At 67.0% G+C, this 25440-nt stretch carries 28 protein-coding genes and 1 pseudogene; 14 read left to right on the plus strand and 15 right to left on the minus strand.

Annotation, left to right across the window (positions count from 1 at the left end; translation table 11 throughout):
* Positions 1–661 (minus strand): FAD-dependent monooxygenase (locus tag ARGLB_RS03680; RefSeq protein ID WP_003799073.1); only part of this gene is annotated, 661 nt, incomplete at its 3' end.
* 149 nt (positions 662–810) lie between these two features.
* On the opposite strand from ARGLB_RS03680, the gene nadE reads away from it, so the two are divergent.
* On the plus strand, positions 811–1665 hold the full coding sequence (gene nadE / locus ARGLB_RS03685) for an NAD(+) synthase (RefSeq protein ID WP_003799074.1): 855 nt from the start codon (positions 811–813) through the stop codon (positions 1663–1665).
* A gap of 54 nt (positions 1666–1719) precedes the next feature.
* On the opposite strand, the gene ARGLB_RS03690 is transcribed toward nadE, so the two are convergent.
* Complete coding sequence (locus tag ARGLB_RS03690) at positions 1720–2634, minus strand: NADP-dependent oxidoreductase (RefSeq protein ID WP_003799075.1); 915 nt, start codon at positions 2632–2634, stop codon at positions 1720–1722.
* A gap of 161 nt (positions 2635–2795) precedes the next feature.
* Positions 2796–3590: an IclR family transcriptional regulator gene (locus tag ARGLB_RS03695; protein ID WP_003799076.1), complete on the minus strand. Its 795-nt coding sequence runs from the start codon at positions 3588–3590 to the stop codon at positions 2796–2798.
* Between the two features lie 177 nt (positions 3591–3767).
* Between ARGLB_RS03695 and ARGLB_RS03700 the strand changes: the two genes are divergently transcribed.
* Positions 3768–4484, plus strand: a complete 717-nt coding sequence (locus tag ARGLB_RS03700; protein WP_003799077.1) for a CoA transferase subunit A — start codon at positions 3768–3770, stop codon at positions 4482–4484.
* Between the two features lie 13 nt (positions 4485–4497).
* Entirely contained in the window at positions 4498–5172 is a 675-nt protein-coding gene (locus ARGLB_RS03705) for a CoA transferase subunit B (protein ID WP_003799078.1), read from the plus strand.
* Between the two features lie 17 nt (positions 5173–5189).
* Here ARGLB_RS03705 and ARGLB_RS03710 read toward each other — a convergent pair whose 3' ends face one another.
* Both ARGLB_RS03710 and ARGLB_RS03715 read right to left on the minus strand, forming a co-directional pair.
* Entirely contained in the window at positions 5190–5759 is a 570-nt protein-coding gene (locus ARGLB_RS03710; protein WP_003799079.1) for an ankyrin repeat domain-containing protein, read from the minus strand.
* Positions 5760–5979: 220 nt separating this feature from the next.
* On the minus strand, positions 5980–6570 hold the full coding sequence (locus tag ARGLB_RS03715) for a GlcG/HbpS family heme-binding protein (protein WP_003799080.1): 591 nt from the start codon (positions 6568–6570) through the stop codon (positions 5980–5982).
* 198 nt (positions 6571–6768) lie between these two features.
* On the opposite strand from ARGLB_RS03715, the gene ARGLB_RS03720 reads away from it, so the two are divergent.
* The 6 genes from ARGLB_RS03720 (at position 6769) to ARGLB_RS03745 (ending at position 11194) form a co-directional block, all read left to right on the plus strand.
* Positions 6769–7968 carry a sensor histidine kinase gene (locus tag ARGLB_RS03720; RefSeq protein WP_003799081.1) on the plus strand — a complete coding sequence of 400 codons (1200 nt, stop codon included), beginning with the start codon at positions 6769–6771 and terminating at the stop codon, positions 7966–7968.
* Positions 7965–8591, plus strand: coding sequence for a response regulator (locus tag ARGLB_RS03725; protein ID WP_003799082.1), 627 nt, complete (start codon positions 7965–7967; stop codon positions 8589–8591). The genes ARGLB_RS03720 and ARGLB_RS03725 overlap by 4 nt, the downstream gene beginning before the upstream one ends.
* 84 nt (positions 8592–8675) lie before the next feature.
* A complete protein-coding gene (locus tag ARGLB_RS03730; RefSeq protein WP_003799083.1) occupies positions 8676–9731 on the plus strand; it encodes a zinc-dependent alcohol dehydrogenase family protein in 1056 nt (351 codons plus the stop codon).
* A gap of 72 nt (positions 9732–9803) precedes the next feature.
* Entirely contained in the window at positions 9804–10124 is a 321-nt protein-coding gene (locus tag ARGLB_RS03735) for a putative quinol monooxygenase (protein WP_003799084.1), read from the plus strand.
* Positions 10125–10308: 184 nt separating this feature from the next.
* The gene (locus ARGLB_RS03740; RefSeq protein ID WP_003799085.1) at positions 10309–10512 is read left to right on the plus strand and encodes a cold-shock protein; all 204 of its coding nucleotides are present in this window, start codon (positions 10309–10311) and stop codon (positions 10510–10512) included.
* 94 nt (positions 10513–10606) lie between these two features.
* On the plus strand, positions 10607–11194 hold the full coding sequence (locus ARGLB_RS03745; protein WP_003799086.1) for a DinB family protein: 588 nt from the start codon (positions 10607–10609) through the stop codon (positions 11192–11194).
* 38 nt (positions 11195–11232) lie between these two features.
* Here ARGLB_RS03745 and ARGLB_RS03750 read toward each other — a convergent pair whose 3' ends face one another.
* Positions 11233–12366: an acyl-CoA dehydrogenase family protein gene (locus ARGLB_RS03750; protein WP_245531469.1), complete on the minus strand. Its 1134-nt coding sequence runs from the start codon at positions 12364–12366 to the stop codon at positions 11233–11235.
* A gap of 193 nt (positions 12367–12559) precedes the next feature.
* On the opposite strand from ARGLB_RS03750, the gene ARGLB_RS03755 reads away from it, so the two are divergent.
* On the plus strand, positions 12560–14338 hold the full coding sequence (locus tag ARGLB_RS03755; RefSeq protein ID WP_003799088.1) for an AMP-binding protein: 1779 nt from the start codon (positions 12560–12562) through the stop codon (positions 14336–14338).
* Positions 14339–14341: 3 nt separating this feature from the next.
* Positions 14342–14848, plus strand: a complete 507-nt coding sequence (locus tag ARGLB_RS03760; protein ID WP_003799089.1) for a MarR family winged helix-turn-helix transcriptional regulator — start codon at positions 14342–14344, stop codon at positions 14846–14848.
* A 32-nt stretch (positions 14849–14880) separates the two neighbouring features.
* Here the strand turns inward: ARGLB_RS03760 and ARGLB_RS03765 are convergent, their stop codons facing one another.
* The gene (locus ARGLB_RS03765) at positions 14881–15567 is read right to left on the minus strand and encodes a PAS and ANTAR domain-containing protein (protein ID WP_003799090.1); all 687 of its coding nucleotides are present in this window, start codon (positions 15565–15567) and stop codon (positions 14881–14883) included.
* A gap of 17 nt (positions 15568–15584) precedes the next feature.
* The gene (locus ARGLB_RS03770) at positions 15585–15860 is read right to left on the minus strand and encodes a YegP family protein (protein ID WP_003799091.1); all 276 of its coding nucleotides are present in this window, start codon (positions 15858–15860) and stop codon (positions 15585–15587) included.
* A 343-nt stretch (positions 15861–16203) separates the two neighbouring features.
* On the opposite strand from ARGLB_RS03770, the gene ARGLB_RS03775 reads away from it, so the two are divergent.
* Entirely contained in the window at positions 16204–16602 is a 399-nt protein-coding gene (locus tag ARGLB_RS03775) for an ArsR/SmtB family transcription factor (protein WP_003799092.1), read from the plus strand.
* Positions 16603–16681: 79 nt separating this feature from the next.
* Here ARGLB_RS03775 and ARGLB_RS03780 read toward each other — a convergent pair whose 3' ends face one another.
* From ARGLB_RS03780 to ARGLB_RS03805, 6 genes are all read right to left on the minus strand, one after another.
* Positions 16682–16945 carry a hypothetical protein gene (locus ARGLB_RS03780; RefSeq protein ID WP_003799094.1) on the minus strand — a complete coding sequence of 88 codons (264 nt, stop codon included), beginning with the start codon at positions 16943–16945 and terminating at the stop codon, positions 16682–16684.
* A 208-nt stretch (positions 16946–17153) separates the two neighbouring features.
* Complete coding sequence (locus ARGLB_RS03785; RefSeq protein WP_245531470.1) at positions 17154–17909, minus strand: CPBP family glutamic-type intramembrane protease; 756 nt, start codon at positions 17907–17909, stop codon at positions 17154–17156.
* A 62-nt stretch (positions 17910–17971) separates the two neighbouring features.
* A complete protein-coding gene (locus ARGLB_RS03790; protein ID WP_003799098.1) occupies positions 17972–18751 on the minus strand; it encodes an enoyl-CoA hydratase in 780 nt (259 codons plus the stop codon).
* A gap of 39 nt (positions 18752–18790) precedes the next feature.
* On the minus strand, positions 18791–19729 hold the full coding sequence (gene mmsB / locus ARGLB_RS03795) for a 3-hydroxyisobutyrate dehydrogenase (protein ID WP_003799099.1): 939 nt from the start codon (positions 19727–19729) through the stop codon (positions 18791–18793).
* On the minus strand, positions 19722–20819 hold the full coding sequence (locus tag ARGLB_RS03800) for an enoyl-CoA hydratase/isomerase family protein (protein ID WP_003799100.1): 1098 nt from the start codon (positions 20817–20819) through the stop codon (positions 19722–19724). Before ARGLB_RS03800 ends, mmsB begins: the two co-directional genes overlap by 8 nt.
* Positions 20819–22318: a CoA-acylating methylmalonate-semialdehyde dehydrogenase gene (locus ARGLB_RS03805; protein WP_003799102.1), complete on the minus strand. Its 1500-nt coding sequence runs from the start codon at positions 22316–22318 to the stop codon at positions 20819–20821. Before ARGLB_RS03805 ends, ARGLB_RS03800 begins: the two co-directional genes overlap by 1 nt.
* Before the next feature lie 247 nt (positions 22319–22565).
* Between ARGLB_RS03805 and ARGLB_RS03810 the strand changes: the two genes are divergently transcribed.
* Positions 22566–23372 carry an exodeoxyribonuclease III gene (locus ARGLB_RS03810; protein ID WP_003799104.1) on the plus strand — a complete coding sequence of 269 codons (807 nt, stop codon included), beginning with the start codon at positions 22566–22568 and terminating at the stop codon, positions 23370–23372.
* A gap of 33 nt (positions 23373–23405) precedes the next feature.
* The gene (locus ARGLB_RS03815; RefSeq protein WP_003799105.1) at positions 23406–24305 is read left to right on the plus strand and encodes a DUF8083 family protein; all 900 of its coding nucleotides are present in this window, start codon (positions 23406–23408) and stop codon (positions 24303–24305) included.
* Between the two features lie 51 nt (positions 24306–24356).
* On the opposite strand, the pseudogene ARGLB_RS03820 reads toward ARGLB_RS03815, so the two are convergent.
* Positions 24357–25411 (minus strand): annotated as a pseudogene (locus ARGLB_RS03820) (LacI family DNA-binding transcriptional regulator).
* Positions 25412–25440 lie beyond the last annotated feature (29 nt).

The raw sequence follows: 25440 nt of genomic DNA on the forward strand, positions 1-25440 counted from the left end.
CCCTGAACAGGGCGATCACGGCGTCGCGGTCCCCGAAGGCGGGAACGATTCCTGCGACTTCGCCTTGCTCCGACTCCGCCCGCGGCAGCTTGAACCACCATGTGTCGAACGGCACCGGGTATTCCTTCGATTTCAGTCCCGCCGCCTGGCGCAGTACTGAATGCCGGCCGTCCGTGGCCACCACGAGGTCTGCGCGGAGCGCGCCTTCGGTGCCGTCCTTGGTGACGTACCGGATACCGGTGACCCGTCCGCCGTCGGACATGAGGGACCTCGCCTTGTGCTCCATCAGGAGCGTGAACGTTGGCTCCTGTTCGGCGGCGCGGGCGAGGAAGTTCAGGAAGTCCCACTGGGGCATCATGGCGATGTAGTTGTACGGCGGCCGCAGGGCGGCGAAATTTCCCAGCGTGACCAGGCCGCCGCCTGGCGTCGGGAAGGCCACGTTGCGCAGCCGGCTTTGCGGCAGCCCGCGGAACTCGGTGCCGAGGCCGAGTTCGTCGATGAGCCGGATGGTGGACGCGTGGACGGTGTCGCCGCGGAAGTCCCGGAGGAAGTCGCCGTGTTTTTCGAGGACGGTGACCTCAACGCCGGCGCGCGCCAGCAAGAGGCCCAGCATCATGCCGGCCGGCCCGCCGCCCACCACCACGCACCCTGTACTCTCCATGAGCCATACGGTACGCCTCCCGGCCCGCGGCAGCACAGAGCGCGAACGGACATTTGAGCCCCGGCTCGTGGGGCTCGAGTGTTCGCTCGCGCCGGGACTCGGGCGGAAACAGTTGAGCCTTGCGGATTCCGCTGACTAGGCTGTTTCCCATGCGCACACTCCAGGCCAAGATCATCGAAGAAATGGGCGTCCAGCCCCGGATCGATCCCGCAGAGGAGGTGCGCAAACGCGTCACTTTCCTCAAGGAGTACCTCAAGGCCACCGGCACGAGGGGCTTCGTCCTGGGCATCTCCGGCGGCCTCGACTCGTCGCTCGCCGGGCGGCTCGCACAGCTCGCCGTCGAAGAGCTGCAGGCAGAGGGTACGGACGCGCAGTTCGTGGCGGTCCGCCTTCCCTACGGCGTCCAGCACGACGAGGAGGACGCGCAGGCGGCCCTGGATTTCATCAAAGCCTCCAAGGAATGGACCTTCAACATTTCCGCCGCCGTCGACGGCTTCGAGGATGAGTTCGAAAAGACTGTCGGCAACGGGATCTCCGACTTCCACAAGGGCAACACCAAGGCCCGCACGCGCATGATTGCCCAGTACGCCCTGGCCGGGGAGCACAACTACCTCGTCATCGGCACCGACCACGGTGCTGAATCCGTCACCGGGTTCTTCACCAAGTACGGCGACGGCGGCGCCGACATCCTGCCGTTGTTCGGCCTGAACAAGCGGCAGAACCGTGCCCTGCTGGAGTACCTCGGCGCCCCGGAACGGGTGTGGAAGAAGGTGCCCACGGCCGACCTCCTGGACGACAGGCCCGGCCGCACCGACGAGGACGAACTGGGCCTGAGCTACGACCAGATCGACGACTACCTCGAGGGCCGCGACGTCGGCGATACCGCAGCAGAGCTGATCGAACAGAAGTACCTGCGGACCCGGCACAAGCGCACCGTTCCGGTCAGCATCTTCGACACGTGGTGGAAGCACGAGGGCCCGGAAGAAGGCCGCGCAGGACTCTAAGGCGTTGGCTGGAGCGGCCGTTTAGCTAGGCGGCCGGCCCCAGGGCAGCAGGTCCTAGGGCAGCAGCAGGATCTTCCCGCGGCCGTGGCCGCCACGGCTGATTTCCAGGGCGTCGGCGGCCTCGATCAGCGGCATCCGGTGCGCGATCGTGAAGGTGATCTGTCCTTCGGCGGCGAGCATCCCCACTTCCGCCACCCGGCCTTCCAGCTGCTGGACGGCGGCCAGCCCGGCCGCGGATGACTGCCCGCCCGGAACGGTGGTCACCGCCCGGCCGATGCCCTGGAGCAGCTCGGCTGTTACCGCCAGCGAGTCCCCGCTCCCCACAGTGTCCAGGACCGCGGTGACTGTACCGGCGTCCTCGGCCAGCGCCCGGACCCGGTCCGCAAGCCCGGGACCGTACGTCACGGGCTCGGCGCCCAGCTCGCTGAGGTACTCCTGGTTGTCTTCCGAGGCCGTGCCGATCACCCTCGCACCGAACACCTGCGCGATCTGGACCGCGGCCGAGCCAACCCCGCCTGCGGCGCCATGGATCAGCACGGTGTCCCCCGCTCCCACGGCGAGCTGCTTCAGGGCAGAATACGCCGTGCCTCCTGCCACGGGGATGCACGCCGCCTGCTCGAAGTCCACGCCCGCCGGCAAGGGAGTCAGCTGGTCCGCCGGCACCACGGCTTCCGCCCGGTAGCCGCCCAGCAGTCCGTTCCAGATGACCTCGTCACCCACGGCAAACCCCTCGAATGCGGGCCCGACGGCGGTCACCACGCCGGCCGCCTCGCTGCCCGGCACCGCCGGAAAGTCCAGCGGAACCCACTTTTGCAGATAGCCGGCCACGAGCTTCCAGTCAGCCGGGTTGACGCTTACCGCCCGGAATTCCACCCGCACCAGGCCGTCACCCGGTTCGGCCAGCTTCTCCGTGCCCACCTTCAGGACCTGCGGATCGCCGTATTCCTCAAAGTAGACCCGTGTGCTCATGGCTCTGGCTCCTTCGGTGCTGTCCAGGCTTCCACAAGGGGAAGAACTCTTCTGCAAGAGTAGGCACGCCCGGCAGGCACCACAACAGTTAGTACCCGGTTCCCGGGCCGACGGGTGCGGACACCAGGACTGGCCGCTGCGCCCAGGGAGATGTGCTCCCGCTAGTTCTGCCGCCTGCGCTGGCTACCCGATCCGAGCCTGACGGTGAGCCGGTGGGCCTCCTCCAGCAGGAGCCGACCCAGCAGTTCGCGCCGATCCCCACGGAAGCGCGGTTCGATCCCGGTCAGGGACAGCGCCCACGACGGACGGCCGGCCTGGTCGAAGACCGCCGCGCCCATCCCCCAGCTGCCTTCCAGCACCAGGCCCGGGTTCACCGAGTAGCCGCGCCGGCGGGTCTGCCGCAGGTTGTCCCGGACCACGTCTTCGGGGTGTCCGTTGGAGTATTTGCCGGCGTGGCCAGCCCAGTCCCCCAGGATCTGTTCCTGCTCCGCCTCGGGCAGAAACGCCATGATCGCTGTTCCTGCCGATGCCACGCCCAGCGGAAAACGGACACCTTCGTGAAGCACGAAGGAGCGGACGGGGAAGCTGCCCTCCTCCCGCAGCAGGCAAACGGTCTCGGCCCCCCTCCGGATCGAGAAGAAGGCGCTCTCACCGGTCTCCTCGGCAAGCCGTCGCAGGCTGGGCCGCGCCAGGTCCTCCAACGGAAAGCGCGCGGCGGCCACTGATCCCATCAGCAGGGCCTCGGGGCCGAGCACCCAGTTCCCGTTCTGGGGATCATGATCGAGGAGACCCTCGGCCGCAAGTGACGTGAGCAGACGGTGCACGGTTGGACGTGTCAGCCCCGAGTCACGCACCAGCTCCACGAGCGGGCTTCCCTCCGGCTTGCGCCCCACAATTCGCAGCAGCCCCGCAATGCGGCTGACGACCTGAGCGCCCTGGACCGGTACCTGATTCACGGCATCCTCCCTGAAAGTCCATAATATGGATACTTCCCAGCCTAGCGTCCACAGTGTAAAAGCGCGATCGGCGTGGCGCGAAAGAACCTTGACACCGCCACTAGGGCACACATACGCTCCAGAGTCAGAAAGAGCGTCCATAAAGTGGACTGCGACACAGCTCAACGAGGAGATGCGATGTCCAGACTGAAGTCCAGCGCCGCAGAGGCCCTGCACGATGTGCTTGCCGACGGGATCACCCTCGCGGTGGGCGGGTTCGGGCTGAGCGGGATTCCGGCTGACCTGATCGAGGCCGTGCGCGATTCCGGTGTGAAAGAACTGACGGTGGTGTCCAACAACATGGGTGTGGACGGCAAGGGCCTTGGCATCCTGATCGAAGCGGGCCAGGTCCGCAAGGTCATCGCGTCCTACGTCGGCGAGAACAAGCTGTTCGCCGAGCAGTACCTCGCCGGGGTGCTGGAGGTGGAGTTCACCCCGCAGGGCACCCTGGCCGAGCGGCTGCGCGCCGGCGGCGCCGGCATCCCGGCGTTCTACACCAAAACCGGCGTGGGAACCCTGGTAGCCGAAGGCAAACCGCACGAGGTGTTCGACGGCGAAACGTACATTCGGGAGCGCGCCATCCTCGCCGACGTCGCGCTGGTCCACGCCCACACCGCCGACACGGACGGCAACCTCCTCTACCGCTACACCGCCCGGAACTTCAACCCGGTCGTGGCCACCGCAGGCGCCGTCACCGTCGCCGAGGCAGAGGTCATCGTCGAACCGGGCGCCCTGGACCCGAACCACATCGTCACACCCGGCGTCTACGTCCAGCAACTGGTCCAGGCCAGCACCAGGATCAAGGACATCGAACAGCGCACCGTCCGCCCCCGCACTGAACTCGTCAACAATTAAGAAGGAGACTCCCGTGGCCTGGACCCGGAATGACATGGCTGCAATCGCGGCCGAGGAACTGAACGACGGCGACTACGTCAACCTCGGCATCGGCATCCCCACGCTGGTGGCCAACAACCTGCCCGACGGCGTGCGCGTGATCCTGCAAAGCGAGAACGGGCTGCTCGGCATGGGCCCGTTCCCCTACGAAGGCGAGGAGGACGCCGACCTGATCAACGCCGGCAAGCAGACCGTCACCGTCCTGCCCGGAGGCAGCATCTTCGACTCCGCCACCTCGTTCGGCATGATCCGCGGCGGCCACGTGAAAGTCGCGATCCTGGGCGCCATGCAGGTCTCCGGCAACGGCGACCTCGCCAACTGGACCATCCCCGGCAAAATGGTCAAGGGCATGGGCGGCGCCATGGACCTCGTCGCGGGCACCCCGCGCGTCGTGGTCCTCACCGAACACAACGCCAAGGACGGGTCCGCCAAGATCGTCAAAGAGTGCACCCTTCCGCTCACCGGCCTGAGCGTCGTGGACCGGATCATCAGCGACCTGGCAGTCTTCGACCTTGAAAAGACGGACGACGGCGGGCGGCGGCTCACGCTCACCCGCCTCGCCCCCGGCGTCACCGTGGAGGAAATCCGGGAGAAGACGGAGGCGGAGTTTACGGTTGCGGCGGGGCTCGCCGAACCGGCCGGACTTTGACGCTGCGGCCCTGCACCTCAGCCCTGCTCAACCTCGCGGATCAGCCGGGCGATCTCGGCAAAGCCCAGCCGCTCGGCGTTCTCCAAAGCCGTCCTGCCCTCCGGGTCTCGGATATTCGGGTCGGCGCCGGCATCGAGCAACTGGCGGACCACGTCCTGCTGCCTTGGGCCTCCGTTGTTGAGGAGGATGGCTTCCTGCATCGCGGTCCAGCCGAGCTTGTTCACGTGATTGACGGGGACGCCGGCGGCGATGAGGATCCGTACAGTCTCCACATGCCCATGCTCACTCGCCGGGATCAGGGCGGTGCCGCCGAAACGGTTGGTGCTCCTGACGTCCGCACCGTTGGCCAGGGTCAGCCGCAGGACCTCGTTGAAGCCCTCGGCACCGGCGTACAGGAAGGCTGAGTCCTGGATGGGATCCTTGGCGTTCACGTTCCCGCCTTCCCGGATCAGCCGCGCCACGAGCGCAGCATCGTTGGCCTTCGCGGCCAGGACCAGCCGCTGGTCCAGCTTCCGCTGGCCACCCGGGGGCAGGGAGGGACGCGGGGCGGAGGGTGTCGACGACGGCGGCCGCACGGTCCCGCTCACTCCGGAACCTCCCGCCGCCGTCGGGCTGGCCGAACTGCCCTGGCTTGAACCGGCTGGCGCCGAACTGACTGACCCGGGGCTGCCCGCCGAAGGGGATCCGGCCGGCGGGGAGCCCGAAGCGCACCCCGCCAGTAGGGAAACCACTACAGCCAGGCCCGCGAGCGGCAGAGCGGTGGCCGGCCGGCCGCCGTCGTATGCGTCCCGGGTCACGGCCCGCAACCTACTTGACGGCAATTGCGGCGGCGCCGGCCTCGGCGCAGGCTTCATCGAGCTTGCCGTCAGGGGCGCCACCGACGCCGATGCCCGCCACGGAGACGCCGTTCACCTTCAGCGGGACGCCGCCCGGGAGGAAGAGGGTGCCGGGAAGGTCGGCGATGCTCGGCCCGTTGCCGCTGATGCGCTTGGCGAGTTCGCTCGTGGGGCTGCCGAACGCTGCTGCGGTGTAGGCCTTCTGCTTGGCGGACTCGATGGTGTGCTCGGCGGCGTTGTCGCCACGCAGGAGTGCCTGCACGGTGCCGAACCGGTCAACGAGGGCCACGGTCACGAACGGCAGTTTGTCGGCCTGGCACTTGGCGAGCGCGGCGCCCACCGCCTTCGCCGAGGCGCCAACGGTGATCCGGTTCTGGGCGACGACGTTGTCCGCACCCGGCTGGACATCCGCGGCGGGCACTGCTGCCTGCGCGGCCGCAGGCTGGATCGAAGCGGCCGCGGGGGAAGACCCTGATCCGGCATTGGCGACGGCGGTGGCACCGGCGGTGATGACGAGCGCTCCGGCTGCCGCGGCGGCAAAAATCTTCTGGGACTTCTTCACGGTGGTTCTCCTTCGGTGAGACGTAGCCAAACGGCTGCATTTCCATGGTGGACCTGCCGCGGAGCGGATGCATCAGGCCATCAGGTGCAGCCGTCTGGTCCTTTCGGCTGGCGGTATCAGCCAAAAGGCTGAGAGACCAGCAACGGCGCGGGCAATAGCATGGTCCGTAGTACGTCACCCACCGGAACCGGACCCGCCATGCCCTCCCCAGCCCTCTCTGCCGCACCGGAACTTCCTCCCGCCCGGACCGGCCCTGCTCCGGGCAGCCGGCTGGGACGGATCGACGCCGCGGTCCACCTGGGCTTCGCCGTGCTCATGGTTGCCTCGGTGGTGCGCTACGTGATGCGGCACAGCGCCCAGGACAACCAGCTGGTCCTCGCCCTGGCAGCCGCCGCGTGCGCCCTGTACGCGGTCATCGCGGTGCTCGCCCAGCGCCGGCGGCCCTGGGCCGTATGGATGTTCGTACTCGTGGCCGTCTGGGCTGTGCTGGTGGTCTCCGCACCCAGCTTCGCCTGGTGTTCGTTTGCGCTGTTCTTCCTGTGCCGCATCGCCTTCACCGGGACGGTCGCCTACGCGGCGGCAGGGGCGACGGCGGCGGCCACCGCAGCGGGGCTGTTCCGGCTCAGCGACGGCAGCGATCTGGCCATGCTCCTGGGCCCGCTCGCCGTCGGCGTCCTGCTGACGCTGATATATGACCGCATTGAGCACGACGCCGCCGAGCAGCGGCGCCTGCACCACGAAGTATCCCTCGCCCAGGGGCAGCTGGCGGCCAGCGAGCGCCGCGCGGGCACCATCGCGGAGCGAGAACGGGTCTCCCGGGAAATCCACGACACCGTGACCCAGGGCCTCGCCAGCAGTCTGCTCCTGCTCGAAGCGGCAAACCGGGCCTGGCCGGAGCCGGCGTCCCGGCAGGATCTCCGGCAGGCCAGTGAGCTGCTCCGCCGAAACCTGTCCGACACCCGCAGCCTGGTCCACGAACTGGCCTCGCCCGGCCTCGACGCCTCACCGCTGCCGGACGCCCTGCTGCAGGCCGCCTCCCAGTACGTGCCGGACGCCAGGCTGCTGGTCACCGGCGAACCGCGGGCAGTCCCGGCCGAAGTCCGGCACACACTCCTGCGGGTGGTGCAAAGCGCCGCCGCGAACATCAAGCTGCACGCCTCCGCGGACACCACAACCATCACCCTTGGCTTCCTGCCGGATGCGGTCACGCTGGACATTTACGACGACGGTACGGGCTTCGACCCGGCGGCGGTAGCACCGCCGTCGGACGCCGGAGGATACGGACTGCGGGCCATGCGGCAGCGCGTGGAGCAACTGGGCGGCGTCTTCTCGGTGGAAAGCGCCCCGGGCGAGGGAACTGTTGTGGCAGCGCAGCTGCCGGCAAAGGGGGAAAAATGAGCGTCATCACCGTGCTCCTCGTGGACGACCACCTCGTGGTCCGCAGCGGACTGAAGGCACTGCTGGGCACACAGCCGGACATCGAGGTGGTGGCGGAGGCGTCCTCCGGCGAGGAAGCCCTGGCCGCCGTGGAAGGGCACTCCCCCGACGTCGTGGTGATGGACCTCGCCATGGGCCCGGGCATGGACGGGATCGAGGCCATCAGGAAGATCCGCGAACGCAACCGCCGGCAGGCCGTGCTGGTCTTCACCACCTACGATTCCGACGCCGACATTGTCCGTGCCGTGGACGCCGGCGCCATGGGATACCTCCTCAAGGACGCCGCGCCGGAGGAGATCTTTGCCGCCGTCCGGGGCGCCGTCCAGGGCAAAAGCGTGATGAGCCCACCGGTGGCCTCCCGCCTGTTCCAGCAGCTGCGCAACCCTGACGACGTCCTGACCCCGCGGGAGGCCGAGCTGCTGAGCCTCCTCACCGAAGGGCTCAGCAACAAGGAACTGGGCCAGCGGCTGTTCATCTCCGAGGCCACCGTCAAGACCCATCTCGCCCACATCTACGCCAAGTTGGGCGTCGAGACCAGGGCCGCGGCCATCGCCACCGCCATCCGCCGCGAGGGGATGCGCTAGCGGCTGCCGGCCGGCGCCCGTGCGCGTCCCTGCAGCAGGGCTAGACTCGGTCACGTCCAGCCCCGCCCTTCGAGAGGAGCAGCCATGCGCGCCACCATCATCCACGGACCCGGAGACATCAGGGTGGAGGACCGCGACTATCCGGCCGTCCAGCTCCCCACGGACGCCGTGGTCCGCGTGACTGCCGCGTGCGTCTGTGGCTCGGACCTGTGGCCCTACCGCGGCGTGAAGCCGGTCCGCCACGCCTCCGCCATCGGCCATGAATTCGTCGGCGTCGTGGAAAGCACAGGTGCCGATGTGTCCTCACTCCGGGCGGGCGACTTTGTGATCGCCCCCTTCGTGGTCAGCTGCGGGCAGTGCCCGCAGTGCCTGAACGGCGTCACCGTGGCCTGTGACCGCCTCGCCGGTTGGGGCGGAACGGACGACGCCGGGCTCGCTGTCGACGGCGGCCAGGGCCAGGCCGTGCGCGTCCCGCTCGCCGCCTCCACGCTCGTGAAGGTACCGGGTGTCACCGAGCCGGATGCAAAGCTGCGCAACAGCCTGCTGACCCTCTCGGACGTCATGGCCACCGGGCACCACGCCGCCGTCAGCGCCCAGGTGGGCCCCGGCCGGACCGTAGTGGTGGTGGGCGACGGCGCCGTGGGACTGTGCGGCGTCCTTGCGGCAAAGAGGCTCGGCGCCGAACGGATCATCGCAATGTCCCGCCACGCCGACCGTCAGGCCGTCGCCCGCGAGTTCGGCGCCACGGACGTTGTGGAGGAACGCGGGGACGACGGCGTCGCCAAGGTCCGTGAATTGCTCGGCGGAGTGCTGGCCGACTCTGTGCTCGAGTGCGTGGGAACCAAGGAGTCCATGGAGCAGGCGCTGCATTCCGCCCGGCCCGGCGGCGCCCTGGGCTTCGTTGGGGTCCCCACCGGCGGTGCGGAGATCCCGCTGCGCTACCTGTTCGACAAGAACATCGCCGTGTCCGGCGGAATGGCGCCGGCCCGCACCTACATTCCCGAGCTGCTCAAGGACGTGCTGTCCGGCGCCATCAATCCCGGGCGGGTGTTCGACGTCGAGATGCCCCTGGAGGAGGCGGCCGAAGCCTATAAGGCGATGGACGAGCGCCGGGCCATCAAGGTGCTCCTGACGCCGTAGAAACGGTTGCGCCGGCCCGGCACGGGGTCTACCGTGATCCGCATCAGTCACCACCGCCGTCGAGGAGCCGTCATGGCCGGGTTTGTGCAGATCATCGAATTCCAGACCTCACGCATCGAGGAGGTCGAAGCGCTGGGCCGCCCGTCAAGAACCGAGGGAACCACCGCACCGACGTTTCGCCGCATCATTGCCACTGCGGACCGGGACCGTCCCGGGACGTACTTCACCATCGTGGAGTTCGACTCCTACGAGTCGGCGATGGAAAACTCCAACCGGCCTGAGACCTCCGACTTCGCCGCGAAAATGGCGGCCCTGTGCGACGGTCCCCCGGTATTCCGTAATCTCGATGTGCTGTGGGAGGACACCGGACAGGGGCCGGACGGCACGGCCTAGCCCAGCAAACGGCGTTTTGAATTAGCGATCGTGGACAGAATCTCCCGTTACTGGTGGGACTCCTGATGACGGTAGCTATTGCACGCCCGGCGGAACGCCCATAGGTTGGAGACAGCGGACAACAGTTTCCGCCTCTGCCTGCTGTCGGAGCAGGACCAGAATAAGCGTTACAAAGGAAGTAGCAATGGCAACAGGCACAGTTAAATGGTTCAACGCCGAAAAGGGCTTCGGCTTCATCGCTCCGGATGATGGATCGGCAGATGTATTCGCCCACTACTCGGCAATTGCCTCGAGCGGCTACCGCTCCCTGGATGAAAACCAGAAGGTCGAATTCGAAGTGACCCAGGGCCCCAAGGGTCCGCAGGCAGAGAACATTCGCCCGCTGTAACGGCTTTCCAAAAACTCCCCTGTCCGTGCCTGGCACGCACAGGGGAGTTTTTGGTTCCCACAGTTTTGGTACTCCCGCCCGGTAGAGTGCCGCCATGGATGAAAAAGCGACCCTGCACCATTACCTGCGGACACGGCGCGCCCAGCTACTGGCCAAGATCGACGGCCTCGGTGAGTATGACGTCCGCCGGCCGATGACGCCCACCGGCACCAATCTCCTGGGCCTGGTCAAACACGTGGCCAGTGTGGAACTGGGCTATTTCAGCGAGGTATTCGGACGGCCCAGCGACCGGGAGCTGCCTTGGTTCGCCGACGGTGCCGAGCCGGACGCGGACATGTGGGCCACCCCGGAGCAAACCCGCGCCGAGATCGTGGAGCTGCACCACTTCTCAGCGGCGCACACCGACGCCACCATCGAAGCGCTGTCCTTGGACGCTCCCGGGATTGTGCCCTGGTGGCGGGAAGAACGCCGGCACGTGACCTTGCACCAGATGCTGGTACACATGTGCGCGGAGACGGCGCAGCACCTGGGGCATGCCGACATCATCCGGGAACTCATTGACGGTTCCGCCGGGCAGGGCCCCAACGACCCCAACCTTCCGCAGCGGGCGCCCGAGGAGCAGGCCGCCTACGTGGAGCACCTCGAGGCCGCAGCGCGTAAAGCCGCCACCCTGGCCGAGTAAGGCGCGGGCAGGGTGACGCACTGACCGGCCAGGACGTCCTACACGAAGGCCGATTTTCCTGTGACCGCCCGGGCCACAATCAGGGAATTGATCTCGTAGCTGCCCTCGTACGTGTACAGGATCTCCGCGTCGCCGAAGAGCTTTCCCATCTCGAAGTCGCTGCTGATGCCGTTGCCGCCCAGCAGCGACCGGCCCATGGCCACGGAGGCGCGGGCCAGCCGGGTGGTGGTGGCCTTGGCCATCGCCGCCTGCGCCATTTCCAGCCTGCCGTCCTCCTGGATCCGGGCCAGCTGCGCCATCAGGGCCAGCGACGCCGAAGCGTTGCCCAGAATCTCTGCGAGCTGCTGCTGGATAAGCTGGAAGCGCGCCAGCTCCTTGCCGAACTGGCGGCGCTGCAGCGAATAGGAGCGGGCAACGTCAAAGGCCGCCAGCTGAATTCCGGCGGCCTGCCAGCCCACCCACGCCCGCGAATCCCTCAGCAGCTCGTTGGCCTTGGTGAAATCCGTGGCGCCAGGGAGCATGCTGGTTTCCGGAATGCGGACGCCGTCCAGCCGGATGTCGGCGTTCTGCATGATCCGCAGCCCGATCTTGTTGCTGATCTTGGTCGCCGTGTAGCCGGGACGGTCCGTCTCGACAATGAAGCCCTTGATCTGATGGTCCGCCGTGTCCCTGGCCCACACGAGCGCAAAGTCGGCGATTGTTCCCGCGCCTATCCACCGTTTGGCGCCGTCGATGACCCATTCGCCGTCTTCAAACCGGGCCGTGGTGGCCAGCCCGCCGGCAATGTCCGAGCCGTGCTCCGGTTCGGTCAGTGCGAACGCCCCCAGCTGCGTGAAAGCAGTCAGTCCCGGCAGCCACCGCTGCTTCTGCTCATCCGACCCCAGGGCGTCGATCATGCCGACGATCAGCTCGTTGTGGATGCCCACCAGGGCCGACAGGGAGACGTCGGCGCGGGCCACCTCAACGTACATCAGGCCCTTGAAGAGCGTGGATGTCCCGTCCGTCTGCAGCCCGCCAAGTCCGTGCTTTCCCAGCTCCGCGAGAAGCCCGAACGGGAACTCCTCCCTGTTCCAGTATTCGATGGACTGGGCCCGGACCCTGGACTGCAGGAAGTCCCTGATCTCGAGGTAGCGTGTCCGTTCGGCCGGCGGAAGCAGGTCCGCAACATACATAAGATCCGCGTCGGCAAACGGCGGTCCAATCACCCCCGGTTCCTCCGCTGTCACCTCTGTGGTCTGTCCGCTGTCACGTCCTTGTGGCTGCACGGGCATAGATCCCTTCGCTCTTCCAAACCCTTGGATGTCCTAGTATATTGCACAGTGATGTGGATCACTAGAACGTGAATCCCCAGGCGAAAGGTGCCCCATGACAGTCACCGACGACTTCCGGGCCGCACGAGACCAGCTGCTCGCTGCGCGCCAGGACTACCGGCAGGCGAGAACCAGCTTCGAATGGCCGCGGCCCTCGGAGTTCAATTTCGCGCTCGACTGGTTTGACGCCATCGCGGCCGATCCTGATCGCGGCGGGAACCCGGCACTGGTGATCGTGGAGCAGGACGGCTCGGCCACCCGCCGCAGCTTCGCTGAACTGTCGGCCCGGTCCAACCAGGTGGCCAACTGGCTCCGCAGCCAGGGCGTGAAGCGCGGCGACCGCATGATCATCATGCTGGGCAACCAGGTGGAACTGTGGGAGCTCGTGCTGGCCGGCGTCAAGCTAGGCATCGTGCTGATCCCCACCACCACCCTCATGGGTCCCGCGGACCTGAAGGACCGGGTGGAGCGCGGGGAAGCGGGCTGGGCCGCCGTCGGCAGTTCCAACCTGGGCAAGTTTGCCGAGGTGCCCGGCCGCTACCGGCTGATCGGCATCCCCGATGCCGCGGGCGCCGGCATCAACGGCGCCGGCATCAACGGTGTCGGCATCAACGGCACGGGCGAGGCGCTGCAGTACGCGGATTCGGCAGGGTCACCCGCCGACTTCACGCCCGACGCGCCCACCCTGGCAGATGAGACCCTGCTCCTCTACTTCACTTCGGGCACCACCTCCAAGGCCAAGCTCGTGGAACACACGCACACCTCGTATCCGGTGGGCCACCTGTCCACGATGTACTGGATCGGCCTGGAGCCGGGCGACGTGCACCTCAACGTGGCCTCCCCGGGCTGGGCCAAACATGCCTGGTCCAACCTGTTCGCCCCGTGGATTGCCGAGGCCTGCGTGTTCGTCTACAACTACGAACGCTTCGATGCCAAGGCTCTCATGGAGCAGATGGACCGGGAGAAGGTCACCAGCTTCTGCGCCCCGCCCACTGTTTGGCGGATGCTCATCCAGGCCGACCTCACGCTCCTCAAGAATCCGCCCACCAAGGTTGTTTCAGCCGGCGAGCCCCTCAACGCGGAGGTCATCGGCCAGGTCCAGCGCGCCTGGGGCCAGACCATCCGCGACGGCTTCGGCCAGACCGAGACCACGGTGCAGGTGGCCAACACCCCCGGCCAGCCGGTCAAGATCGGCGCCATGGGCCTGCCCCTGCCGGGATACGACGTGGTCCTCGTCGATCCGGCTACCGGAGAAGAGGCCGACGACGGCGAGCTGTGCCTGCGCCTGGATCCCCGCCCCGCAGGGCTGATGAAGTCGTACTACGGTGACCCGGAGAAGACGGCCGAGGCATTCCGCGGCGGCTACTACCACACCGGCGACATGGCCAGCCGGGACGAGCACGGCGTCATCACCTACGTGGGCCGGGACGACGACGTCTTCAAGTCCTCCGACTACCGGCTGTCCCCGTTCGAGCTGGAGAGCGTGCTCATCGAGCACCCGGCGGTGGCGGAGGCCGCCGTCGTTCCTTCGCCTGATCCGCTGAAGCTGTCCGTACCCAAGGCATTCGTGGTACTGGCGGCGGGCCACGAGCCGGGGCCCGAGCTCGCCGAGGAGATCCTGCGCTACTGCCGCGACCACCTGGCGCCGTTCAAGCGCATCCGCCGGCTGGAGTTCGCCGAGCTGCCGAAGACCATCTCGGGCAAGATCCGCCGGGTTGAGCTGCGGCACAGCGAGGAGATCCGCCACGCGGACGGCACCCAGGCGGCCGTTCCGCCAGGCCTGGGCACGGAATACTCCGAAACGGATTTCCCGGGCCTGAAAAGCCAGGGCTGAACCGTGAGCCCCCCGCTGCCCCGCGACCCGATTGCCGATGCACAGCGCAACTGGGAGAGCCACGGCTGGGGCGACGTCGCCGCCCCGATGGCCGCCATCACGGCAATCATGCGCACCCAGCAGATCCTGATGGCCCGGATCGAGGGGGCCCTGAAGCCCTTCGGACTGACGTTCGCCCGCTACGAGCTGCTGGCGCTGCTCAGCTTCGCCAGGAGCGGCGCCCTGCCCATGAACAAGGCGAGCGCCCTGCTCCAGGTCCATCCCACCTCGGTGACCAACGCCGTCGACCGCCTCCAAACGGCGGGGCTGGTGGTCCGTTCGCCGCATCCCACGGACGGGCGCACCACCCTGATCGAGCTCACGGCCGAGGGGCGCACGCTGGCAAAGCGGGCGACGGCGGTGCTCAACGGCGAAGTTTTCGGTCAGTCCGGTTTCGGTGAAGAGGATGTGAACCAGCTGATCCGGATCCTGGGCGACTTCCGCCGCGGCGCCGGGGACTTCACGGACTGACCGGTTTGGCGGACTGACTGGCGGCCCTGCGGCTAGCAGCTTGGCACGCCGTCCTTCTCGGCAGGGCTGTCCGCATGGCTTTCGGACGGCCGCCGCAGCTCCTGGACGAACGCGTCAAGCAATGCCGCCGGCTGCGGGCTGTTGGCAAGCCGCACGAGGTCTGCAGCCGTGCTGGCGACCTTGATGTTCGTGTCCTGGCTGTATTTGGCCATCAGGTCGAAGGCGGCCTCGGAACCAATCCGCAGGATCCCCATCAGGATGCCCTTCGCCTGTTCGATGGTGCTTCGGGTGCCAAGGGCGCCTGCAACTGCTTCGCGTGCTGCCTTTTCGGTTTCCCAGTGCAGCGTGCTGGTCAGGTCAACGATGAATCCCTCAACCGCTCTGAGACTGCCGTCCTCCATGAGCGCCTCGCCCGCGGTGAGGACACGATGTTCGCGCATGCGCGCGTCGATGATGCGGTGGTAGCTGCAGAAGAATCCGCCCGCTTCGCAGGCAGCCATGAAGATGTCATGGCAACGCTCCCTGTCGTCCGGATGCTTGTGGGCATACAGCAGCTCCACGCTGGGGACGATGTCGCCGCGGCGGTAACCGTGGAGGGTGTACAGCTCATCTGACCACTCGAGCCGTCCGGAGACGGCATCGTAGTAGAACGTGCCGGCGACACAATCTGTTGGCCCGAGTGCGCTCGAGTACGCCCGCACGGTTTTCGGAAGGCTCATCGCAGCTCCCGGCCGCCCTATCCGGCCATCCCCTGGCACTTGACGGGTATGCGCTGGGGAAGAGGGCGAACGGCAGTCCGGGGGCGGGAACCGAGGAAGCGGTCCACCGGGGCCGAGGCGAGCTCCCGCACGTGCCCCATTCCGGCGTACTCGCGAACGGCAGCGATGCCTTCAACCGCTGCAGCCTTACTGGGAAAAGGGCGGGACACGGCCATCACGGTGCCGTCCGGGGCGGTGAGCTGGAATCTGAATGAAGCCTCTGCGTCAATGAAGAGTTCGAACATGCCAGCCATTTAGCCCTCCTGGATCCGGGAACACGGCGTCCGGGACGCCGTCGTCGCCGGAAGCAGCTGAGATTTTCTTCCTTGCCGCTCCCGCGGATGAGCCGGGGCGGCAATTGAGGAATTTATGAAATTGTGAACCAGTTGCGGCGTCTTGGCAAGGCCTGTCCGTGGCCACTCCCGGGCCGCCGCGCCCCTGCAGGACCGACTCGCCAACAAAAAGTTCACCCCGCTCGCTGGAGACAGACCGTTCTGTCTCTATACTTAGGTCTATACGCCTTGGGGGCACCAGTTCGGCGGGCCGAGCAATACCTGGCTGGCAACATCTGGCAAGGAACAGTGGAAGGAATCCATCATGGGTGACATGCCCCACGGCGTGATTCACACCGAGGTAAAGGCTGACCTGTTCAAGTCCATGGGGCACCCTGCACGCATCCTGGTCCTGGAGATGCTGGTCAGTGGTCCGGTGACCGTGAGCAACCTGCGGGACTGCACCGGCCTTGAAGCCTCGAACCTCTCCCAGCACCTCGGCATCCTGCGGCGCCAGCGGCTGATCGTTCCGTCCCGGAAGGACGGCCGCCTGTTCTACGAACTGACGTCTCCTGAGGTACGCGACGTCCTCGAGGCGGCCCATGGCTTGCTGGGCACCATCCTCAACGGCGGCGGCATGCGGCAGCAAAACAGCAGATCTGATAGCTCCCCCGGCACGGCACCAGCATCCGCCCTCACGCCGGCAGCACAGGCGGCAGGCTAGCCCGGACACTCTTACGCCGGGTTCGCTTTTGCGCCGGGCACGCTTCTATGCCGGGCCGGCTTTAGCCCGGCGTTGACTTTTACGCGGGGTCGGCGACGGCGGCCGGTGCGGAATGCCCGAAAAGCCAGGCTGCGACGTCGCTCCTCAGCACAACGTGCGGGCTGCCGGTTCCGCTGACACTTCCGGCCGGAACATAGTAGCCGCGGCCGCCGCCGGGACCGCCGGCAGCCCGGTCCAGCGCTTCCACGATCCTGCGGCTCAAGTGCCCCTGCGGGCCTGTGGCATGGATTTCCTCAAGCTCAGCCGCGGTGAGCCGTCCCAGTACAGCAGCGATATCGGCCACGATCGTTCCCCTTTTCGGACGTTTGCCTGAATAAAGACTTTTGCCTGAAGTGCAAGGCTAAGGCATCGCGATTAACTGCGAGTGAAATCCCGGCGGCCAATAGCGACGGACTATGTGGAGTTTTTGTAGATGTCGCGAGCAAAAAGGGCCTTGTGAGGCCGATGTCTGTACAAAACTCCACGGGCCGCACCGGGAGGCAGTACAGAAATCAGTACAGGAAGATGTCGACCCACGCCCGGTTGTGCGCGTGGAGCAGCACCAGGAACAGCACGAAGTCGAAGAGCAGGTGCACGCTCACGATGTACGACAGCGACTTGGTCCAGGTAAAGATGCGCGCCTGGAGAAGGGCGAACGGGTAGATGAAGAACGGTGCCCAGGCCCGGAACCCCAGTTCCCACAAGAACGAGGTAAACAGGACGGCCTGCAGCAGGTTGGCCTGCCAGTCAGGCAGGTGGCGGCGAAGCAGCGCGAAGCAGGTGCAGATGAAGAACAGCTCATCCCAGATGCCCAGGGCGTTGGTGCCGACGAAAAGCCGCGCGATGCCCTCGGGGTCATGCACTGCGGGCCAGTTCATGTAGACCCCGGTCCGGATCATGTACACGGGCAGCAGGGCGTAGCCAATGACCACGACGGCGGGCAGGTACCACTTCTCCGCACGCGTCCATTTCTGCCCGGTCCGGACCGGAAACACCACCGCGTGCTCCTTGGTAAGGAAATGCGACACGGCGTAGGGGATCCCGACGGCCGCGATCATGGCCGAGCCCATGACGAGCATGTGGGAGGTGCTGACGTCGGTGGTGATCGGCACGGCACTGATGATGGCCACCCCGGCTGCTATCAGCGCGAGGTCACGGAACAGCAGCCGGTCCACCAGCGCCGCGACCACGAGCGCCGCGGCAAGCAGGGCATATCCCGGCAGGCTCTGGTCCAGCGCGAACAGGACAAAGCCGGCCAGCGAGACCATGGCTGCCGGGACAACGCGCAGGGAAGTCCCCTTCACGGTGCGCTCCCCGGTCAGCCTGGCACTCACCGGTGCCTGAACTCCGGCTGGCGCTTCTCCGCGAAAGCAGCCATGCCTTCCTTCTGGTCCTCAGAGGCGAAGAGCGAATGGAACAGCCGCCGCTCAAACAGCACGCCCTGTGCCAGCCCCGTCTCGAAGGCCGCGTTGACGGCTTCCTTGGCCAGCATGGCAGCCGGTTTCGACTTGGACGCGATGACCTCCGCGGCCTTCAGTGCCTCTTCCACGGTGTCCGCCGCCGGCACCACGCGGGCCACCAGGCCTGAGCGCTCCGCCTCCGCCGCGTCGATGAACCGGCCGGTGAGGATCATGTCCATCGCTTTGGCCTTGCCCACGGCGCGGGTGAGGCGCTGCGATCCGCCCATGCCCGGCACAACGCCAAGGTTGATCTCGGGCTGGCCGAACTTGGCGTTGTCCCCGGCGATGATGAAGTCGCACATCATGGCCAGCTCACAGCCGCCGCCCAGCGCGAATCCGGACACGGCCGCGATCAGCGGAATGCGCAGCCGGGTGAGGTCCTCCCACCCGCGGAACCAGTCGGCGTCGTACATCTCCAGGTAGCCCTTGTCCGCCATCTCCTTGATGTCGGCGCCCGCGGCGAAGGCCTTTCCCGAGCCGGTGATCACCACGGCGCCCACGCCGGGATCCGTGTCCATGGCCGAAACCGCCGCCACGAGTTCTTCCAGGGTGGTCCTGTCCAGGGCATTCAGCGCCTCGGGCCTGTTCAGGGTAACGAGGCCAACGCGCCCGCGGCGTTCCACCAGAATGTTCCCGTACTCGTGCGTCATCCATGCCCCTCATGTGGTTGCTATGTCCTGAAACTAAGCCTACTGTCCTGACTTGTCCCGGATGTCGGTGATGATGCCGGAGAAATCCCGGCCTGCCCCGCCTTCCGCGGCAAAGGCGTCGTAAATGTCGGAGGCCAGCGGTCCCATTCGGGCGGCGACGCCGGTGGACTGAAGGGCGTTCAGCGCCAGCCGGAGGTCCTTGGCCATCAGGGCCCCTGCGAACCCAGGCTGATAGTCGCGGTTGGCCGGGCTGGTGGGCACCGGTCCCGGAACGGGGCAGTTGGTGGTGAGGGCCCAGCACTGCCCTGACGCCGCGGACGCGACGTCGAACAGGGCCTGGTGCGTCAGCCCCAGCTTCTCCCCGAGCACGAACGCCTCGCTGACGGCGATCATCGAGACACCGAGAATGAGGTTGTTGCAGACCTTCGCGGCCTGGCCGGCGCCGTGCTCTCCGCACAGCACCGCGCGTTTGCCCATGACGTCGAACAGGGGCCGCACTGTCTCGAAGTCCTCCTGCAGCGCCCCGACCATGAACGTCAGGGTGCCGGCCTCCGCCCCCACCACGCCGCCGGAAACCGGGGCGTCCACGGAGCGGTGCCCTGCGTCGAGGGCCAGCCTGGCGGCTTCCCGGGCCTCGTCCACGTTGATCGTGGAGCAGTCCAGAAACATGGTGTTCGGCGCCGCGGCCTCCAGCAGCCCGGGCTGTCCGTCCCCGCCCCGGTAGGCGTCCAGAACATGTTGCCCGCTCGGGAACATCGTGAGCACGACGTCCGCTCCGGGGATGGTTTCCGCGGCACTCGCGGCGACGGGGATGCCATGCCCGCGCGCTGCTTCCAGCGCCGCGGGCACCACGTCGAAACCGACGACGTCGTAGCCTGCCTTGACCAGGTTCACCGCCATGGGACCGCCCATGTGACCCAGTCCCAGGAAGGCAACACGCGGTTTCGCTTCTTCAGCGCGGGTAACTTCTTCAGGCATGGTCCGACTCCTTTTCCCACAACACCAGTTCCCGGTCGCCCAACGGCGCAAAGTACCGCCCGACGTCGTCGGCGTGTACCTCCCGCAGCGTCGCCGGACGCCATTGCGGGTTGCGGTCCTTGTCCACCACCTGCGCCCGGATCCCCTCCCGGAAGTCTGCTCCGGCGAGGCACCGCAGTCCCACGCGGTACTCCTCGGCGAGCGCCTGGTCGAGCGTCAGCCCCCGCGCCCGGCGGAGCGCGGCCAGGGTCACCTTGACGGAGGTGGGCGACTTCGCCTCGATGGTGTCGGCGGCCGCCGCGGCCTCCCCGCCGGCGGCACGCAGCCGCCGGACAATCTCCTCGGCGTCGTCCGCTGAGTAGCAGGCGTCGATCCAGTCCCGCTGCGCCTCCATCGCCGAGGCTGGCGGCTTTTCGGCAAAGCGTACGACGGCGGCTTCCGCACTTTCGTTTTCCAGCGCCGCCGCGAGGTCCGCGAGGCTGCCGGACGGGACAAAGTAATCGGCAAGCCCCAGGAAAAGCGCATCCGCCCCGCTGAGGTGGGCGCCGGTGAGGGCGGCATGGGTACCCGCCTCCCCCGGTGAGCGTGAGAGCAGGAGGGTGCCGCCGACGTCGGGCACGAATCCGATGGTGGTCTCCGGCATCCCGGTCCGGGTCCGTTCGGTGACGATGCGCAGCGAGCCATGGGCGGAGATGCCCACGCCGCCGCCGAGCACCAGGCCGTCCATGAACGCCACATACGGCTTGGGGAACCGCTCAATGAGCGAGTTCAGCCGGTATTCGTCAGCCCAGAAACCGGCCGTTTCGTCGCCGCCGGCGAGGATGTCCCGGTAGATGGCCACGATGTCCCCGCCCGCGCATAGGCCGCGGTCGCCGGCACCCCGGACCAGCACGGTGGCCACGGTGTCGTCGTCGGCCCAGGCGGTCAGCTGCTCCAACATGGCGGAGACCATGCCGGCCGTGAGCGCGTTGACCGCCTTGGGCCGGTTGAGCGTGACCACCCCCAGGTTGCCCCGTTGTTCGAACAGCACCTCTTGTTCAGAAAGCAAGCCCGGGTTTTCCGGCGGTCCGTTCGGGGCAGGTTCAGTCATCAGCTTCCTTCCGGCATGATGAAGCTGGCACCCTGCCGGATGCCGGAGGGCCAGCGTGAGGTCACGGTCTTGGTCTTGGTGTAGAAGCGGAAGGCGTCGGCGCCGTGCTGGTTGAGGTCTCCGAATCCGGACGCCTTCCAGCCGCCGAAGGTGTAGTAGGCAATGGGCACCGGAATGGGGACGTTGATGCCCACCATGCCCACCTGCACCCGGCTGGCGAAGTCCCGTGCCGCGTCACCGTCGCGCGTGAAGATGGCCACGCCGTTGCCGAACTCGTTCTCGCTGCAGAGCCGGAGGGCTTCGTCGTAGTCGGATGCGCGCAGGACGCTGAGCACGGGGCCGAAGATCTCCTCGCGGTAGATCTTCATGTCTTTCGTAACGTTGTCGAACAGCGTGGGGCCAACCCAGAACCCGCCGTCGTAGCCGTCCACGGCGAGGCCGCGGCCGTCCACCAGGAGTGAGGCACCTTCCTCCTCGCCGGACTTGATGTACCCCTCGATCCGTTCCTTGGCGGCTGGCGTGACCACCGGTCCGAAGTCGGAGTCCTTGGCCAGGCTGTGGCCCACCTTCAAGGACTTGATCCGTTCCTGCAGCCGTGCCACAAGGCTGTTCGCGGTCTCCTCCCCCACAGGAACGGCCACGGACACTGCCATGCAGCGTTCACCGGCCGACCCGTAGCCGGCCCCGATCAGGGCATCGGCGGCCATGTCAAGGTCTGCGTCCGGCATGATCACCATGTGGTTCTTGGCGCCGCCGAAGCACTGCGCCCGCTTGCCGTGCGCCGCGGCCGTGGCGTAGATGTACTGGGCGATCGGGGTGGAACCCACGAAGCCGATCGCCTGCACGCGCGGGTCCTCGAGCAGCGCGTCCACGGCTTCCTTGTCGCCGTTGACCACGTTGAACACGCCGTCCGGCACCCCCGCCTCGGAGTAGAGCTCGGCCAGCCGCAGTGGTACCGAAGGATCGCGTTCGGACGGCTTGAGGATGAACGCGTTGCCTGCCGCGAGTGCGGGGCCGGATTTCCACAGCGGGATCATGGCGGGGAAGTTGAAGGGCGTTATGCCTGCAACCACGCCGAGGGGCTGGCGCATGGAGTGCACGTCGATGCCCGCGCCGGCGTCGTCGGAGAACTCGCCCTTAAGCAGGTGCGGGGCGCCCGCGGCGAACTCCACCACCTCGATGCCGCGCTGGATGTCGCCGCGGGCATCCGCGAGGGTCTTCCCGTGTTCCGAGGAGAGCAGGGAGGCGAGCTCGTCCATGTTCTGGTTCACGAGGTCCACGAATTTGAGCAGGATGCGGCCACGCCGCTGCGCGTTCATGGCGCCCCACTCCAGCTGGGCTTTTTCGGCGTTCGCGACGGCATTTCGGACTTCCTCCGCGCCCGCCAGCGGCACCTTGGCCTGGACCTCTCCGGTGCAGGGATCAAAAACGTCGCCGTACCGGCCGGACGTGCCGTCTACCCGCCGGCCGCCAATATAGTGGGAAAGTTCGCGAACCATGGATGCTCCTTTGCATGACCCCGGTCATCTCTGGTGCTGAATCTACTCGGACTTCCTACTAAATTCCAGAGGTCCTAAGACGGGGTTGGCGGCGGTGGTGAGCTGCCGCCGTCGTGGGGCACTTTGCGGCGCCAAGGGTGCCCGCGGGCGCCTAGTCCCGGCGTGTCCGCGGCAAAGTGCCCCGTTTTGGACAGCGGAATGCCCCTGTTTCGGCAGCAGCGGTGTCCAAGTTCGGTAAGTTAGGACTGTGAAGATAGCTACCTGGAATGTGAACTCGCTGCGTGCCCGTGCCGACCGTGTGGAGGCGTGGCTGCAGCGCTCCGACTGCGACGTCCTGGCCATCCAGGAAACCAAGTGCAAGGACGACAACTTTCCGTGGGAGCTCTTCGAACGCATGGGCTACGAGGTGGCGCACTACGGCGTCAACCAGTGGAACGGTGTGGCCATCGCCTCCCGCGTGGGCCTGGACGACGTTGAACGCGGCTTCACGGACCAGCCGCACTTCGGCAAGGCGGGCAAGGATCCCGTCCAGGAAGCCCGCGCCATGGCCGCTACCTGCGGCGGAGTCCGGGTCTGGAGTCTCTACGTCCCCAACGGCCGCTCCCTCGATGACGAGCACATGCCTTACAAACTCAAGTGGCTTGATTCCCTGAAGAACCACGCGGCAGGCTGGATCTCGGAGGACCCGTCCGCTCAGGTCGCGCTAATGGGCGACTGGAACATCGCCCCCACGGACGACGACGTCTGGGACATTGATCTGTTCCTCACCCAGGGCTACACCCACGTCAGCGAACCGGAGCGCGCCGCGTTCCGCGCCTTCGAGTCCGTGGGCTACTCCGACGTCGTGCGCCCCCACACCCCGGGCCCAGGGGTCTACACGTACTGGGACTACACCCAGCTGCGCTTCCCGAAGAAGGAGGGCATGCGGATCGACTTCGTGCTCGCTTCTCCTGCCCTCGCCTCCCGGGTCTCCGGCGCATCGATCGACCGCGAGGAACGCAAAGGCAAGGGCGCGTCCGACCACGCGCCGGTAATTGTGGAACTGGCTGACTGATGGGGGTTGACGGCTGATGACAGGCAGGCATTCATGACGGGCAACCTCTACCGGGGCCAGGCGGGGCTCCCGTTTTCCTCCACGCTGCGCGTTTATGAGCCGCTGGATGCCTTTCCGGAGGAGCAGCGACCCGCCATCAAGTCAGCCGGCGAGCGGGCGGTGTCCCGCGCCGCGGTCGAAAACGCGGAGCTGCTGGCTTCGCTGGGGCGGATCACCCGGCCCGGCGGCGATCCGTTCCCCACCGGCCGGACCGACCTGGTTCGCGTCACGCGCGCCCCGGGTGTTCCCGTGGAGGATGCCGGCAAGGAAGGCTCCGAGGATGAAGCGGCCGACGGCGTCGGGCTGCTTTACTGCCCCAGCCAGCTGGTGCTTCGTGCCGGGTTGGCGGCCAACGCCCTGATCGAAGGCATCCACGGGCCCCTGGCCGAGCTGCTGATCCCCGAGGAACAGCGGGACAGGCACCAGGAACGCATCGACCTGGTCAATGCCCGCGAAGGCATCACCCGCGTGCACACCCGGGCATCCACCTGGGGCATCCCCTTCAGCTGGTTCTCGCTGTTCCTCGAGTCCGATCCGCAGGACGTTGTGGAGGCGGGCGGCAGGATCCTCACGGTGCGGGTTTGGACGCCGATCTCCGACGCCCTCGACCGGGTGCGCTACGCCGTCGCAAACCTTGCCCTCGCCGCGCCGGACCTGGACATGCTGGACGACCTCACTCAGCTCACCGAATGGCTGGAACTCTTCCACGCGGACTCCATGGTGGAACTGGACTACGGCGCGGTGGCGGACAAGGTCTATCCGGACGACTCCCCGATGGACGTGCGGCTGGGCATCGAGTGCCTCGCTGAGGGTGACATGACCGGCGCTGCCGCTGCCTACCGGCGGCTTGCCTCGCGCTGGATCCCGATCCGCCAGCTGGCCCGGGCATCATGACGCGGGACTAATCCCCGGCCGGGCACCGGGTTTCAGATGTCAGGTGCGCTGCTAAGAGGACCGGGGCGGCGCCGTCGTGCGTCTGACTATCAGGCGGTGGGGTGCCACGGAGGACCGCACCGAGCCGGTGATCCCCAATAGTTCGTCGAGCAGCATCTTGGTGCCAAGCTCGGCCTGCTCGTCCGGCCGCTGCCCCACCGTGGTAAGGCCGATGGCGTCGGAAAAATCGTGGTCGTCGATGCCGATCACGGACAGCTCCTCGGGCACCCGGACACCGACCCGGTTCGCTTCGAAGATGACTCCCATTGCCATTTCATCTGAAGCGCAGAAGATGGCGGTGGGTTTGGCGCCGGGCTGGGCCCACAGCCGCCGGAATGCCTCCTGGCCGCTGCGGACGGTGAAGTCGCCCCATTCGTCCCACTCCGGGCGGACTTCAAGGCCCGCGGCGGACATGACGTCCTGGAAGGCCAGGATGCGGACCCGGGGAACATCGAAATTGAGGTCCGTTTCGTCGTCGCCGTGCAGCAGCGCGATGTCCCGGTGGCCGAGTTCGATCAGGTGTTTAACGGCGGTAGAGGCTGCCGCGTAATCGTCTATGCCGATGTACGCACATTCCTCCACGTGGCCGCCCACCACCACCAGCGGAATATCGATCTTCTGCAGGTGCTCCAGCTCGTCCCGGGTCAGCGCCATACACAGGACCAGGAGGGCATCGATCTGCTTGTAGACCATGGTCTTGCTGAAGAGCCGCTCGCGGTGGCTGCCGTGGCCCCCAAGGTTGAAGAGGGACAGGTTGTACTGCCGGGCGTGCAGTTCGCGGTCCGCGCCCTCAATGGCCTTCGAGAAGAACCAACGGCTCACAAACGGAGCTAACACCCCGATGGTCTTGGTGCGCCCGGTGGCAAGGCCTGACGCCGAGGACGAGGCAACGTAGCCCAGTGCCGTGGCCACCTCAAGGATTTTTCCCGGGTGGCCGGGGAGACGCGGGGCAGGCCGCGCACAGCGCGGGACACGGTGGCGGTGGAAACACCTGCGGCCGCGGCCACGTCTTCGATACTGACTCCCGAGTGGCCACCGCGCTGTGCCCTTTCACTAGTGCGCGCCACGATGTCCTCTCTAAACCCTCATGCAGATT

Origin of the sequence: Arthrobacter globiformis NBRC 12137 (assembly GCF_000238915.1) — a bacterium.
GTDB lineage: Bacteria > Actinomycetota > Actinomycetes > Actinomycetales > Micrococcaceae > Arthrobacter > Arthrobacter globiformis.